Annotated in this window: 16 protein-coding genes; 8 read left to right on the forward strand and 8 right to left on the reverse strand. The window is 61.6% G+C overall.

Features of this window, described 5'->3' with window-relative positions; all coding sequences use genetic code 11:
• Window positions 1–31: 31 nt before the first annotated feature.
• The 3 genes from KF941_RS05695 to KF941_RS05705 form a co-directional block, all read right to left on the reverse strand.
• Complete coding sequence (locus tag KF941_RS05695) at window positions 32–1027, reverse strand: ABC transporter substrate-binding protein (protein WP_214272777.1); 996 nt, start codon at window positions 1025–1027, stop codon at window positions 32–34.
• Between the two features lie 439 nt (window positions 1028–1466).
• A complete protein-coding gene (locus KF941_RS05700; protein ID WP_214272778.1) occupies window positions 1467–2540 on the reverse strand; it encodes a tyrosine-type recombinase/integrase in 1074 nt (357 codons plus the stop codon).
• Between the two features lie 199 nt (window positions 2541–2739).
• On the reverse strand, window positions 2740–2982 hold the full coding sequence (locus KF941_RS05705; protein WP_240540236.1) for a hypothetical protein: 243 nt from the start codon (window positions 2980–2982) through the stop codon (window positions 2740–2742).
• 118 nt (window positions 2983–3100) lie between these two features.
• Between KF941_RS05705 and KF941_RS05710 the strand changes: the two genes are divergently transcribed.
• From KF941_RS05710 to KF941_RS05720, 3 genes are all read left to right on the forward strand, one after another.
• Window positions 3101–3709, forward strand: a complete 609-nt coding sequence (locus KF941_RS05710; protein WP_214272779.1) for a helix-turn-helix transcriptional regulator — start codon at window positions 3101–3103, stop codon at window positions 3707–3709.
• A gap of 312 nt (window positions 3710–4021) precedes the next feature.
• On the forward strand, window positions 4022–5179 hold the full coding sequence (locus tag KF941_RS05715; RefSeq protein ID WP_214272780.1) for a hypothetical protein: 1158 nt from the start codon (window positions 4022–4024) through the stop codon (window positions 5177–5179).
• Between the two features lie 3 nt (window positions 5180–5182).
• Entirely contained in the window at window positions 5183–6154 is a 972-nt protein-coding gene (locus KF941_RS05720) for a hypothetical protein (RefSeq protein ID WP_214272781.1), read from the forward strand.
• Between the two features lie 236 nt (window positions 6155–6390).
• On the opposite strand, the gene KF941_RS05725 is transcribed toward KF941_RS05720, so the two are convergent.
• Window positions 6391–6618 carry a helix-turn-helix transcriptional regulator gene (locus KF941_RS05725; RefSeq protein WP_214272782.1) on the reverse strand — a complete coding sequence of 76 codons (228 nt, stop codon included), beginning with the start codon at window positions 6616–6618 and terminating at the stop codon, window positions 6391–6393.
• Window positions 6619–6715: 97 nt separating this feature from the next.
• Here KF941_RS05725 and KF941_RS05730 point away from each other — a divergent pair, with 97 nt between their 5' ends.
• From KF941_RS05730 to KF941_RS05750, 5 genes are all read left to right on the forward strand, one after another.
• Window positions 6716–7015 carry a zinc ribbon domain-containing protein gene (locus tag KF941_RS05730; RefSeq protein WP_240540237.1) on the forward strand — a complete coding sequence of 100 codons (300 nt, stop codon included), beginning with the start codon at window positions 6716–6718 and terminating at the stop codon, window positions 7013–7015.
• A 176-nt stretch (window positions 7016–7191) separates the two neighbouring features.
• Complete coding sequence (locus KF941_RS05735) at window positions 7192–7701, forward strand: hypothetical protein (RefSeq protein ID WP_214272784.1); 510 nt, start codon at window positions 7192–7194, stop codon at window positions 7699–7701.
• Between the two features lie 14 nt (window positions 7702–7715).
• The gene (locus tag KF941_RS05740) at window positions 7716–7976 is read left to right on the forward strand and encodes a hypothetical protein (protein ID WP_240540238.1); all 261 of its coding nucleotides are present in this window, start codon (window positions 7716–7718) and stop codon (window positions 7974–7976) included.
• A gap of 134 nt (window positions 7977–8110) precedes the next feature.
• Window positions 8111–8320, forward strand: coding sequence for a hypothetical protein (locus KF941_RS05745; protein ID WP_214272786.1), 210 nt, complete (start codon window positions 8111–8113; stop codon window positions 8318–8320).
• Between the two features lie 270 nt (window positions 8321–8590).
• Window positions 8591–9763: an ATP-binding protein gene (locus KF941_RS05750; protein ID WP_214272787.1), complete on the forward strand. Its 1173-nt coding sequence runs from the start codon at window positions 8591–8593 to the stop codon at window positions 9761–9763.
• A 223-nt stretch (window positions 9764–9986) separates the two neighbouring features.
• On the opposite strand, the gene KF941_RS05755 is transcribed toward KF941_RS05750, so the two are convergent.
• From KF941_RS05755 to KF941_RS05770, 4 genes are all read right to left on the reverse strand, one after another.
• A complete protein-coding gene (locus KF941_RS05755; RefSeq protein WP_214272788.1) occupies window positions 9987–10490 on the reverse strand; it encodes a hypothetical protein in 504 nt (167 codons plus the stop codon).
• Window positions 10491–10577: 87 nt separating this feature from the next.
• A complete protein-coding gene (locus KF941_RS05760) occupies window positions 10578–10865 on the reverse strand; it encodes a type II toxin-antitoxin system RelE/ParE family toxin (protein WP_214272789.1) in 288 nt (95 codons plus the stop codon).
• Entirely contained in the window at window positions 10862–11107 is a 246-nt protein-coding gene (locus tag KF941_RS05765; RefSeq protein ID WP_214272790.1) for a type II toxin-antitoxin system ParD family antitoxin, read from the reverse strand. Before KF941_RS05765 ends, KF941_RS05760 begins: the two co-directional genes overlap by 4 nt.
• A gap of 104 nt (window positions 11108–11211) precedes the next feature.
• Window positions 11212–12393, reverse strand: a complete 1182-nt coding sequence (locus KF941_RS05770) for a plasmid recombination protein (protein ID WP_346428963.1) — start codon at window positions 12391–12393, stop codon at window positions 11212–11214.
• Between the last annotated feature and the right edge of the window lie 108 nt (window positions 12394–12501).

A 12501-nucleotide genomic window follows, 5' to 3' on the forward strand; every position in this document is an offset into this window, starting at 1 on the left:
CGGCCTTGCCCGTCAGGCGCGAAGGCGCGGGTTACAGGGCGGCCTTGACCTTGTCGGCGACCTCGGCGGGCACCCAGCGGGTCCAGATCTCCTCGTGCCGTTCCAGGAACTCATAGGCGGCGTCCTCGTTGCTGGCCTGGTTCTCGACCATCCAGGCCAGCATCTCGTTGACGGTGTCGTTGCTCCAGGCGCGGGACTCGACATAGTCCATGGCCACGCCGGCCTTGTCGGCGAATTCCCTGGTCACGGCGGTATAGACGTCCGAGACCGGCCATTCCGTGACCTCGGGCTCGGCGCAATCGGGCTTGACCATGCAGCTGTCCCAGCGCTCGCGGTCGAAATCGGCCTCCAGCTCCAGCCGGGTCATGTCATGCTGGCCCAGGATGGCGGTGGGCGCCCAGTAATAGCCCAGCCAGCCTTCGTTGCGGTTCGCCGCCCGCGCGATCGAGCCGTCCAGCGCCGCGGCCGAGCCGGAATCGACCAGCTCGAACCCCTTTTCCGCCGCGCCCGAGCCGATGAACTGGTTGCGGTTGATCGCCTGGCAGGCCCAGCCCGAGGGGCAGCCGAACCAGGCGCCCTTGCTGCCGTCCTCGGCACCGGGGAACAGCTCGGGATGCTCCAGCGCGTCCTTGAGCGTGCGGATGTCGTGTTCCTCGGCCAGCCAGGTCGGCACCCAGATGCCCTCGACCCCGCCGTCGGACAGGATCTTCGAGGCGATGACGATCCGCCCCTCTTCCACCGCCTGGTCCAGCGGTTCCTTGACCGCGTTGACCCACAGTTCGGGCGCCATGTCCGGCTCGCCCTTTTCGTTCATCGAGGCGAAGGTCGGCATGGTATCGCCCGCGACCAGCCCCACGTCGCATCCATAGCCCTCTTCAAGAATGATCTTGTCGACCCAAGCCGCCAATCCCGCCGAGGCCCAGTTCATTTCGGCGACGGTGATGCTGCCGCATTCTTCATCCGCAGCAAGCGCGGGGACGGTCAGCGCCACGAAGGCAAGCGTAGTCGAAGCAAGAAATTTGCCCATCAAACATGATCTCCGGATTTTCAACGCGCACGCGTGACGCGGCGCAGGGGGCGAAACCAACCGACGCGCGACGCCGGTCACCTCCGCGGGTCGATTGCGACCCTGTTGCGTGGAATGGGGCATGCGCCCCGATTTCGGTGGGCGATACTATACAGTTCTGTGAGAAAAGTTCAAATCCGCTTCAGGATTTTCTGCCGGCAGGGGATTTGCGCCGCATTTTCGGGACCGCAAAAGCGTCCTGGCAAGGCCAGGGGGCGCCTTGTGGCCCACCGGCCGGCCGCTGCCCTGCGCGCCGCAGCCGGCATCATGCCCAAGCCGCGAAGCTCACCACCCAAGTCGCTGATCTGGAAGAAGTGGTGGGCGACCCTGGAATCCCATTCCCTCATTTCCCTCAGCGATTGTTGCCATATGTGTCCCGCAAATCCATGCTGCGGGACACTCACCAGTCTAGCGCGGCCAGCACCTTAACGCCATCCGCCGCAAGAATTTGTCGTTCAGCACCCTTGGTGTAGATTTCGCTGGTCTTGGCCTGGGTATGAGCCATGACCGCCATGACCTGATACTGCGAGCACCCGTTCTGGGCCATCATCTCTCCCACCGCTTTGCGGATGCCGTGCGACGAGCGATCCGGTATCCCTGCCGCGCTGCACCAACGCTGGACCCGTACGCGTAGAGCCTCGACGCTGGCGAAGGGCTTGCCCTTGTCGTTCAGAAGGTATGCCGGGCCATCACATGAACGTGTGGCTGCGATCAGGGGCGGCATCATAGGAATGGAAACGAAGGCTGAACCGCGCTTTCTGGGTTGCCAGTCCAGCCAGAGCTGTCCGTCGCGCATCACCTCCTGTGCACGGCCGAGCCAGATCGCATCTCCTATCCTGCAAGCGGTAAAGGCGTGCAGCGTGAGCCACAGATGCGCGGCCGTTCCCTTCGGATGATGTTCGCGGAATTTCTTCAGGTCGGCGACGGACCAAGGGACGGCGCCACCAGCAGGATTGACGTTGATGGCCTTTATCGCCGCCGCCGGATTGTGCCTGATGTACTCGCGCTCCTGCGCCCACGTATAGACCGCCCGAACAGTCTTGATGAGATTATCCGCGGCGCCCGGATGCGTAGCCCAGGCATCCCGGATTTCGATGAAAGCGGCAGCGGGGGCATCCATGTCGAAATCGCCATAGCGCACGCTGCCCTCACCCGAATAGTCGCAGAGACGGCGCAAGACGCTGCGCCGCTGCTTCAGCGTTGCGGGCGACATCTGCCCGGCCTCGACCATCCGCGCGACAAAGGACAGGTATTCGGCGCAGAGCCAGTCAATCGAGCCCTTGACCGCCTTCGGCTCAGACGGAGACCATCTCTCGCCTGCTCGCGCAGCGTGATAGTAGTGGGCAAAGTCCTTGTCCTCCGGTCCGACCGGAAGGTGAATACGAACATGCTTCCGACCCTCGACGCGGACGCGATAGCGAGGAGAGCCGTTGCGATGGCTTTCGATCAACAATCCGGGGAAGTCCACTCTCACGGTTTACCTCGTTGCCCAGGATTTCGGGGCGGTCTGACGGAGCGCAGGACGTGCATGTTGCCCGGCTTCGGCCCCGGCTAACGTCACTGAAATCGTACCGTCTTTCGCCACAGTATAGCCAGCGACGTTCAGCCCGATATCTTTAGCCGCTTCCAGCGCCCGGCGGATTGCAGCCTGAGTCGTAGTTGGTGCCGGCATGTCATCCCCCCTTCGGACCGCTGTTGTGCTGAAGCTCTGCAAAGCGCGATGTGCGGTCGGCTTCCCGCAGCAGGATCTCATCCATCTGATCGGGGGTGATGAAGATGGCGCGCCCGATGGAAAAATACTGTCCGTGTTCCCGCGCCTTGGACCTTAGCGTCCGTGGCGACAGCTCGACACCGCGCGGGCGAAGCTTTGCCGACCACTCCTCGGGGGTGCGGCCCAGATCGAAAATTTTCGACATGGCAGGTCTCCTTTCCTGTAGGCTGGAAACCACGCAAGGTTCGCTTTGGTCAAGACTTTGGAAAATGGTCCTTATTTTAGTGCAGAAACTTGCACCTTTTGCAGGGAGATGTCGCGAGATGGACGGGAAACTGCCAGAAGCAGCCGTGGATTTCAGCTTTGATGATGACGATCTCGACTGGGACGATTGGATAACCGCCGATTTTGATTCGCCAGACGTGCAGAGTGAGCGCGCACCTGTCGCGCCGGTCGGCGCTATCCTCAGGCAAGTAAGGCAACAGATCGGGCCTAAAGGTATCTCCCAAGAAAAGATGGCGAAGCGGCTAGGCATCCCGAAGCGCACTTACATATCCTACGAAACGCAGGAAACAGCCAAGGTGCCCGCCGAAGTACTGAGACGAATCGCGGCAACAACAGACGTTGATGCCGAGTTCATCCTGACCGGGCGCACACGCTGCATCGACCATGAACCGATCCTTGACGACGCATTTCGGCTGGCGGAGCACCTTGCGAAGCATATCTACGCCGGTGAGGAACGGCTCTCCTACAACGACATCCAAGAAGTTGTCATCAGGGTGCTTGCCGAGCGTGAAGAAAGACGGCAGCTTACCGGAAATCCCTCTGCCCAGTACACACGAGGGGATATTGCCGATGCGGTCTGGGAGCACACGGAGTACAGCCTGCGTTATCGGCGTGCTCTCGCTGAAGAGCCCGATGACGGTCGGTAGAACGCCACCCGAGGGGACTGCTGCTGCTCAGCCTCGTAGCGAGCGCGAACAATCCCCGGCCCAAAGCCGCCGTTGCTGCACAACGCGGGGAAGATTTGTAGGCGTCTCTGAGCGGTCAGTTGTGCTAGGTGTAGCTACGGAGCACTCCGCCGGTGACGAGGTGGTGCAGACTACCCTCGACAAACGGTATTCGAAACGGCAAAAGGTATGCGCAACTGGACCTTTCGTACGGCACGGGGCATGGTGCAAAAAAGATGGCGCATCAGTATGCGTCGACTATTCAAACACCACTAGTGGCGAGCGGGTGATTTCATGCAGTTTGAAGTGATCGGAATAGATTACGACAACCGGATTCAGAACTTTATGGTAAGCGCTCGCGCAGACTATGAATGGTATCTCGAAAAGACACTCGGCTCGGAAGAGAACCTCGCGATCCAGAGAGATATTATCCGGGGATCCAAGCCCTACAAGAACCTTCGTGCAGATCTAAAACTCGGTTGCATCCTGCCCACTATCGTGCTCGCGGTCAGGGGTGTCGACCAATCAGCTTTGGATAAATACGATATGAACATAGGGTTTATTAAAGCGACGCAAGAGGATCTAAATGCATTGCAGGGGGTAATATCTCGGAGTGATCCGGATAGCTTCGACATCATCGACGGCCTTCAGCGCACCAATGCACTCCGTCAGACTTTTGACGAACTCGGTCCAGAGGAGCGCGAGCCATTCCTGAAGAGATCCCTTAGGTTAGAGATCTGGGTCAACATTGCATTTTTCCCGCTTGCTTACCGCATGTTGCTGCTCAACGCGGGCCAGCGTCCGATGTCGATGAAGCACCAGATCGACATTCTATCAGGGGGTCTTGCCAACGATCTTCAGGATCTGAACGGCATCGAGATTTTTCGTGTCAAGGATCACAAGCGTCGAGTCCGTCCTGGGCAGTACCACCTCTCCACACTTGCTCAGGCTTTTCAGGCTTGGATGCAGCGAAGCCCCAACGTCGACAGAACCAACCTTGTCGTCGAGACTATGGTGGTCGACGAAGCCCTGGAATCTCTCGGTATCGATTTGACATCTGAAGACGGTAATCAGAGAGACGGTTTCCGGCAGTTTGTAGAATGGCTACTTGCACTTGACCAAGCTCTTGGAGATGAACAGCATCGCTTCTTCGGAAATGACACCGTAGTGCTTGGCTTCGCTGCTGCAATCGGGTTCGCCCACAAAAATGAAACACTGAACGAGCGTCTGCCGACGGCCATGGCCAAGCTGATCGAGGAGGCCCAGGGCGACGCGGCTAAAGCTCTCGGTGTCGAAACCTTCGAGCAGGTGCGAAGGACGGTCGACACCAAACGCAGCAACGTCGGTGAGTGGACCCGTGGGCTCGTGTTCCGAGCCGTCCGTGAGTACATTATGCAGGACGGGACCAGCAGCATGATGGACTGCTGGGTCCAATCAGCCAGCGTGGCGTGAAACATGCACCTTCGTGACGCTTTGGGGGGCGTCGGTGACATTGATCCTACACGGCCCATTGTCATTGGCTCTATCGAGCTTGGAGAAGAGGCAGCAGCTGTGGCGGCGGCCATTCTCGCCGGGGACGAAGATCCGCCTGTTGTTACCCTAACAGTCCGGGAATTCCGGCGGCCTGTGTACTGGACCGTAGAACACGCAATTGAAGGTCGTGCTGAGATTGTTGGTTTCCCAGTAGGCTGGAAGGATAAGCTGCCTACCGACATGGAGAAGGCACTAGTCAGAGCAATCGCTGGCCTCTCGCCGGAGCATCACGCTGCGGTCCTGGCTGGAGGTAACGAGTTAATAATCGGTTCTGCAAACGCCTGCGCAGATTTTCGAAAGGCTGCCGCCGCCGCGGAAAACCCGATGGTCGGAGAGACGACCGTATTCGATGATGCCGCAAGCGCGTTCATTGCACCAGGAGCAGGGAGGGGTGCGAGAGTCGCGTTGGACTGCCTATTGAACTCCTATGCCACCTCTCCCCTGAAATTTCGCTTTCTGGAACTTTATCGCGTGATGGAGGCGCTTTTCCTCGCGGATGTGAAAAAAAGGTTGTTAGATAACTTCGACGCAGAGCCAGCCTTAGCATTGAGCGCTGCATCGAACGCTCTTCAGTCAGAACTCAGCCAGATCGTCGCGCTTGCCGAGCCCCACAAGGAACTATTCGAAGAATGCTGGACAAACCTTAATGATCTTAAAAATACTAATCGCTTTGTGACAGCTCTCTTTAAGCGATTGGATAATAAAAAGGCGAATGGCCAAGGTAAGTGGCAGAGCGGTGCCGCGCTCATTTATCAGATTCGCTGCGCTGTTGTTCATGCAGGAGAGAAGGACATGATCTTTGAAAACTTTACCGATGGCGATGCGGCGATTTTAGCCATCCTCCCAACTGTAGAGATTGCGGCGCTACGGATGTTAGGCATCACACTCGGCTAATTGGTGATCGCATTTGTCCAATGGGAATCCCCTGTATAGGCTCAGTTAGTTCGGCCGAGATAGGCCGCCAGTGGCAAATGCTGCGCAGATCGCAATTGTGTCTACTTTCAATGGGAGCGCTGGGATACGTACTGCCTCAGTGCGATACCATCAGGAAATCCCGGATGTCGGCTAATGCGCATCGCCGTTGTTGGTTCGAGGCGCGGTGAATGTCTGCTTTCCGCCCTTACCACCGACTACTCGGCCTTCAGCAATGTCCAACTCTCCACCCCTAAACCCTGTGCCACGCGATATATGTTGTCGATGGAGATGTTCTGCTCCGACCGCTCCACCGCGCTGAGATAGGTTCGGTTCAACCCGCATTCGTGCGCCAAATACTCCTGCGACCAGCCGCGCTCGGCCCGCAGCCTGCGCATGTTGCGCGCCACGATGTCTCGCAGAGGGCTCTTGGGCGTCGTCTTCATGCACAATGCTATTGTGCGTCGACGCTTTTAACTCTACCTGTTTTAACATTCATTCGACATCCAGGAGCCCTTCATGCCCCAACAATGTCCGCATTGCATGACCGAGATTCACGCCGAGGCCTCCACCTGCCACGCCTGCGGGGCGATCCGCGGGGTGTGGGGTCGCTCGGTCGAAAGCTGGCGCCAGGCATCGACCTTCATGCTCGGCGTGGCCGCATTCTTCGTTCTTGCCGGTATAGTCTTTGGCACCTGGGTTGCATCAGTCGATGACCAAACGACGGCATTCGACGGCTTGATCGCCTTCCTGTTCCTGTCGCCCTTCATGCTGTTCGCCGGCGGTGTCGGCCTGTTCCTGCGCTACGTGATCCCCCGGATGCAGGAGGGTTGGTATCGATGAGAGCCGCGAAGCGGAAACCAACCGGCGGCCCGAAGCGCACCTCGATCTGCCTCAGCGCCGAGGCGCACAGATCCCTGCGGATCGCAGGCACTGCGGCGCGACATCACCATGAGCCAGTTGATCGCATAGGCGCTGGCGGATGCCGGCATCGACATTCCCCCGGAGGATTTGGAAGCATGAAGCACCTGTTCACGGCCGCGCTGATCGCCCTTGCCAGCCCGGCCTTCGCTGCCGGTTGGTATTTCGAGGCCTCCGTCGAGGGCGGCGCGGAATACTGGACCTTCACCAACGAGACCGGCGAGGTCAGCCCGCGCCGGGTGCGCGGCAACGAGATCTGGATCACCCGCACCGACCAGATGAACGACCTCGACGCCAACGGCACTTGCGACTTCAACAACTGCCGCGTCAGCGTGACGCTGGACGGCCGCAACGCCGAGGCGGGCGAGCGGGTCAGCATCCTGTTCTCGAATGGCGAGAAGCTGAATTTCGTCGCTGATGGTGGCGACATCTTGCTGAGCAATTTCGACACCGCCGGCATGGGCGCGACCAATCTCTTCGTCCACAATGTCCGGCGGGCGGAATGGGTCGAGATCGGCTTCGGCGACAAGCGCCACCGCTTCAGCCTCGCCGGATCGGCGGCGGCTCTGGACGCGATCCGGCCATGGATGACAGGAGGCAAGCGGTGACCTCCCATGGGACCATGCACGCAACCAGCGGATATCGGCGCAAAGGGCCTGACTACCTGAACAGCCCGGACATGGTTGCCTTCACCATCGGGCGGGTCGTGATGGCCAAGATGACGACCGGCCGCCCCCTCAGCTGGAACACGCTGCGGGCGCGACTGATGCATATTGCTGAGGGAGATACCGTCGATCTGCCGGCAGGCGTGAATGCGGAGATGGCATTGGCAGCCCTGCGGTATCTCCCGGAACCTCCGGGCGCTTCCCGGTTCAAGGGCTGAGGGCGGGAACCTCGTGCGCTGAACGGGGTCCCCGCCTAGGAATTACTCAGGCGGGGTTCCGGCCACCGCCACCGCCTCGCCGGATCAGCGGCTGCGCTGGATACGACCCAGCGACAGATGAAAGGAAACACCTGATGACCCCGCAACCGTTCAAAGGCGAACTGCCCGCATCGATCTTTGAGCCGGATGAGGTCAAGGCTCGCAACTGGTGGACCGCGCTGACCGAACCGGAGCAGGAAGAGCGCATCTACGACCTGACCCAGGTGCTGGAATTCTATGGCATCGACCTGCCCGACAGCGACGAGCGCTGGATGATGGCCTGTTGGGAAAACGAATTCGCCTGACCCCGTCCCTACGGCCCGTCGTGATGCGAGCGGGCCGGGGTCAGGCTGCGCGCAAACCACATTCCGACCGCCCTCCACGAGGCTGGGGCGGAATGGGGTTTGCTGCCGCCCGTCGGGCGGCACCCTTTAAGCTGCCGCCGGTCAAGATACCCTACATCTCCATCGCGCTTTGACTGTGCATGCGCCGCACTGTTGGTTGTCATGCACAAGCCCGAAGACATGCCCCCAATTAATCTTGCAAATCGGGAATCAATTTCCATAATTGCAAGGATGTTGATCGAGCGCCGTATCACCGCAACCGTAAAGTCCCTGCTGGACGACAGTCCTGCCGTTGCCCTGCTGGGGCCGCGCCAGGTGGGCAAGACCACACTGGCGCAGGAGCTGGGCGATGCGCGCCCCTCGCTCTATCTCGACCTCGAATCCAGTGCCGACCGGGCGAAGCTTTCGGACCCGGAACTCTACCTTTCGGCGCATGAGGACAAGATGGTCATCCTCGATGAGGTCCAGCGGGTGCCGGACCTGTTCCAGAATCTGCGCGGCCTGATCGACCGGGGGCGGCGCAAGGGGCTGCGGGCGGGCCGGTTCCTGCTGCTCGGCTCGGCTTCCATCGAGCTGCTGCGGCAATCCGGCGAGACGCTGGCGGGCCGGATCGCCTATGCCGAACTCACCCCCCTCGATGCGCTGGAGGTTCCCGCCGCCGATCTGGACCGGCTCTGGCTGCGCGGCGGCTTTCCCGACAGCTTCCTCGCCAAGGGCGATCAGGCCAGCCTGCGCTGGCGGCGCGACTTCATCCGCACCTATCTGGAACGCGACATTCCCGCACTCGGCCCCCGCATCGCGGCCGAGACGCTGCGGCGCTTCTGGACCATGCTGGCGCATCGGCAGTCCGGCCTGTCGAACGCCGCCGAGCTTGCCCGCGCGCTCGGGGTCGATGCCAAGACCGTCGCCTCCTATCTCGACCTGCTGGTCGATCTGATGCTGGTGCGCCGGCTGGAGCCCTGGCACGCGAATATCGGCAAGCGGCTGGTCAAGTCCCCGCGCATCTATGTGCGCGACACCGGCATCCTGCATGCCCTGCTGGGACTGACGACGCTGGACGACGTTCTCGGCCACCCCGTCGCGGGCGCCAGTTGGGAAGGTCTGATCATCGAGACCGCCCATGCCCTGATGCCGGATGGGACGCAGGCCCAGTTCTATCGCAGCGGTGCGGGGGCCGAGGTCGATCTGGTGCTGACCCTGCCGGGCGGCGCGGTCTGGGCCGTCGAGGTCAAGCGCAATCTGGCGCCGAAGGTCGAGCGCGGCTTTCACTCGGCCTGCGAAGACCTGCAACCTGCGCGGCGGATCGTGGTTTATCCGGGGGACGAGGCTTTCCCGCTGCCGAACGGCATCGAGGTCATGTCGCTGCACCAGTTCGGGCAGGATCTGCTGGCGCTTCATCCGTAAGCAATGCGGCCGCCCATCGGGCGGCGTCGGGGATCGATCTTCTTCCTGGGCGGAGAAAGCGGGGTACCGGGGCGCAGCGCCTGGTCCGACATTTTGCGGGTGGTGCTTTGCACCGGGCCCCGCAAAATAATAGTCGGTCACTAATATTTGGCGAAATCGCGAAAAGTAGGCCACTCTGGGCCATGGCCTACAGCCGGCGCAGGACAGCTTTGCACCGCCCGGATCAGGCAAGATCCAGGACCTCGAAACTATCGGGTTGGCGCGACAGGATGCGCCCATAGCCGAGAAACCCCATCGAATCGGCGCTGACATTCCCGCATGCACAACTGGCCATGCCAATCCTTGCCTTTGCGGGGGCGGGAAAGTCGCGATGCCAGCTTTCAACGACGCTATCGCAAAGCAGACATTTCACCCTGAAGGGACCGGGGACCATGTCCGGCTCGCCGGACAGATCGTCCATGAAGGCCTTTTCGTCGGCCATGCGCCGGAAGCCATCGGCCTTGACCTGCGCCTGAAGCGCTGCAATCAGCACGCCGGAGCCCGGCACCGGCTCGCTGGTGGCCAAGCTGTCGTAAAACCCGCGCTCTTCCGGCCTCATCGCGCCCAGATCGGCGACCGTCGCCAGTGCGTAGAGTCGCCGGCAGGCGCGGACGTCAAGCCGCGTGGCCTTGGTTCTGCCGGCCGCGAGCCGCGCCAGGACCGGATAATCGCTGAGCAGATAAGACATCACCAAGTTCTCCACGCCCAAGGGGCGCATATGCCAATATTGCAATTTTACCCTTCGAGCATCGTGCCATCGCACAAACCCATGCCGCTACAGATACCGCTCGACGTCCTGCGCGCCGTGCAGGATGCGGACGATTTCCAGCGTGTCGCCCAGATCCCCGAAGAAGATGACATGCGATCCGCTCAGGCACTTCAGATAGCCGGGCCGAACGTCAACTTTTCTGCTGCGCCTTTCGCCTGATGCCAGCGCGTGGCAGGTGTCGCGCAGCTCCTCCGCATAGCGCCGGGCTTGCGCGAGGCCCCATTCGCCTTCCGTATAATCCCAGATATCCTCCAGATCGACTGTTGCCGCGACGCTGAAGGCCAATGCCTTCATGCGTTGCGACCGGCCATCTTGCGGGCAATGAACCGGTCGAGGTCGAAGCCTTCCGCCCAGCCGGAGTCCTCTCCGGCGATCAGGGCGTCCTGGAGGGCCTTTACCTTGGCCTCGTGTTCCTCCAGAAGCCGCAGCCCTGCCCGCACCACGTCGCTGGCCGAGCCATAGCGGCCGCCCTTCACCTGCGCGTCGATGAAGCTGACGAAGTGATCGCCGAGCGAAACCGATGTGTTGCGGGACATGCGGGCCTCCTGTGCGTCGATACCGGATATTACCAAAAAATCGTATCAGCCGCAATTGCCGGCTCTCCGCCGCCGGATGTGCATATTGGCATAAGCGCATGCTGTCATATGCCCCTTTGCGATGAAGCGTCTGGCCGAGAGTCGTGCGGATTCGTCAGCGCCTGCACCGCCCGCGCCTGATCCAGCCGCGCCCTGGCCTCGCCGGCGAAGGACTGCCATGCCGGAGAGCTCTCGATGACCCCGGCGAGGGTCGAGGCCGTATAAGTCGTGCCGAAGGCCTGCTTCGCTCCCTGCGCCGCATGGGCCACGGTTTCCGGCCATTTCAGCCAGCGCGGACTGGCACCGGCGAGGCGATTGACCCAACCCGCGATCCCGCGCAGGAAGCCGGAGAGCCCTCCGAGCAACCCCGGTACTGTCGGCGGCTGGCGCAAGGCCTCCAATCCGTCGCTGAGCACCGGCGCCAGCGCGAGGGACATCTCGCGGTTGCGATCCGCGTCGTGGCTCGTCCAGCTGCCCATCTGCCCGGGGGTCTCCAGCCGTTCCAGCAGCACCGGATTGGGATCGATCTGCCGGATGGCGGCGATCAGCCCGCCGGTGGCGATGGTATGCACCGTCTCGGCCTCCTGAAGCCGCCTGCTGACGGTGTCCTGCATGACTGCGTCGCGGCGGCGCTCTTCCTCGTCGGCAAGGCGACGGGCTTGTGCGGCACGTTCGACGGCAATCTCTGCGTCCTTCTGCGCCTTCAGCCGCTCCTGTTCGGCCTTCCACGCCGCCCGGTCCAGACGGCGGCGGCGCGGCCCCGTCCGGGCTTGGCCATGCTTCGCGCCGACCTCGGCATGATAGCGGTCCTGCCAGCCGCGCATCGCCTGCTTGTAGCTGCGCGACGGCGAACCGGACCAGCCGTGATCCTTGTGCCGGTCCTGCTCGCGATGACCCTCGTGGCAGCGCTTGGCGTCCATGCGCATATTGTCTTCTGCACATAGGGGCACGGCCAGCACATGCACATGTGGGTGAGCTTCGTCGCGATGCTCGACGATGCTCAGCACCTCGGCCCCGTTGCGCGCGGCATCGTCCCTGGCGAAGGCGATCACGTCCTTGCGCCAGCGCAGATAATCGGCCTCATCCATATCCTCGACCGGGTCGGGAAAACTAAAGACGCTGCCGATCATCACGTGGGTGTCGCTGCGGATGCCCCGCAGCGACTCCTTTCGATCCGGCTGCTCCTTGCGCAGCTGACGCAAAAGCCTGTTCTGTTCGGTGATGCGCTGCTCGATCAGCGCGACCACCTCCGAAGGCCGGATGCCTTCGAGGATGGTGGGCGGCTGCGGGTTCTCGACATGCGGGCAGGCCCCGTCCAGCCGCTCGGCCTCATCCGCGACCTCGCTAACGGATCT

Origin of the sequence: Paracoccus sp. pheM1 (assembly GCF_018499825.1) — a bacterium.
Lineage (GTDB): Bacteria > Pseudomonadota > Alphaproteobacteria > Rhodobacterales > Rhodobacteraceae > Paracoccus > Paracoccus versutus.

Bases quoted from the DNA above. Each gene is read 5' to 3' on its own strand.
- KF941_RS05695 (WP_214272777.1), bottom strand. From the start codon at position 1,027: ATGGGCAAATTTCTTGCTTCGACTACGCTTGCCTTCGTGGCGCTGACC.
- KF941_RS05705 (WP_240540236.1), bottom strand. From the start codon at position 2,982: ATGTCGAAAATTTTCGATCTGGGCCGCACCCCCGAGGAGTGGTCGGCA.
- KF941_RS05710 (WP_214272779.1), top strand. From the start codon at position 3,101: ATGGACGGGAAACTGCCAGAAGCAGCCGTGGATTTCAGCTTTGATGAT.
- KF941_RS05715 (WP_214272780.1), top strand. From the start codon at position 4,022: ATGCAGTTTGAAGTGATCGGAATAGATTACGACAACCGGATTCAGAAC.
- KF941_RS05720 (WP_214272781.1), top strand. From the start codon at position 5,183: ATGCACCTTCGTGACGCTTTGGGGGGCGTCGGTGACATTGATCCTACA.
- KF941_RS05725 (WP_214272782.1), bottom strand. From the start codon at position 6,618: ATGAAGACGACGCCCAAGAGCCCTCTGCGAGACATCGTGGCGCGCAAC.
- KF941_RS05730 (WP_240540237.1), top strand. From the start codon at position 6,716: ATGACCGAGATTCACGCCGAGGCCTCCACCTGCCACGCCTGCGGGGCG.
- KF941_RS05735 (WP_214272784.1), top strand. From the start codon at position 7,192: ATGAAGCACCTGTTCACGGCCGCGCTGATCGCCCTTGCCAGCCCGGCC.
- KF941_RS05740 (WP_240540238.1), top strand. From the start codon at position 7,716: ATGCACGCAACCAGCGGATATCGGCGCAAAGGGCCTGACTACCTGAAC.
- KF941_RS05745 (WP_214272786.1), top strand. From the start codon at position 8,111: ATGACCCCGCAACCGTTCAAAGGCGAACTGCCCGCATCGATCTTTGAG.
- KF941_RS05750 (WP_214272787.1), top strand. From the start codon at position 8,591: ATGTTGATCGAGCGCCGTATCACCGCAACCGTAAAGTCCCTGCTGGAC.
- KF941_RS05755 (WP_214272788.1), bottom strand. From the start codon at position 10,490: ATGTCTTATCTGCTCAGCGATTATCCGGTCCTGGCGCGGCTCGCGGCC.
- KF941_RS05760 (WP_214272789.1), bottom strand. From the start codon at position 10,865: ATGAAGGCATTGGCCTTCAGCGTCGCGGCAACAGTCGATCTGGAGGAT.
- KF941_RS05765 (WP_214272790.1), bottom strand. From the start codon at position 11,107: ATGTCCCGCAACACATCGGTTTCGCTCGGCGATCACTTCGTCAGCTTC.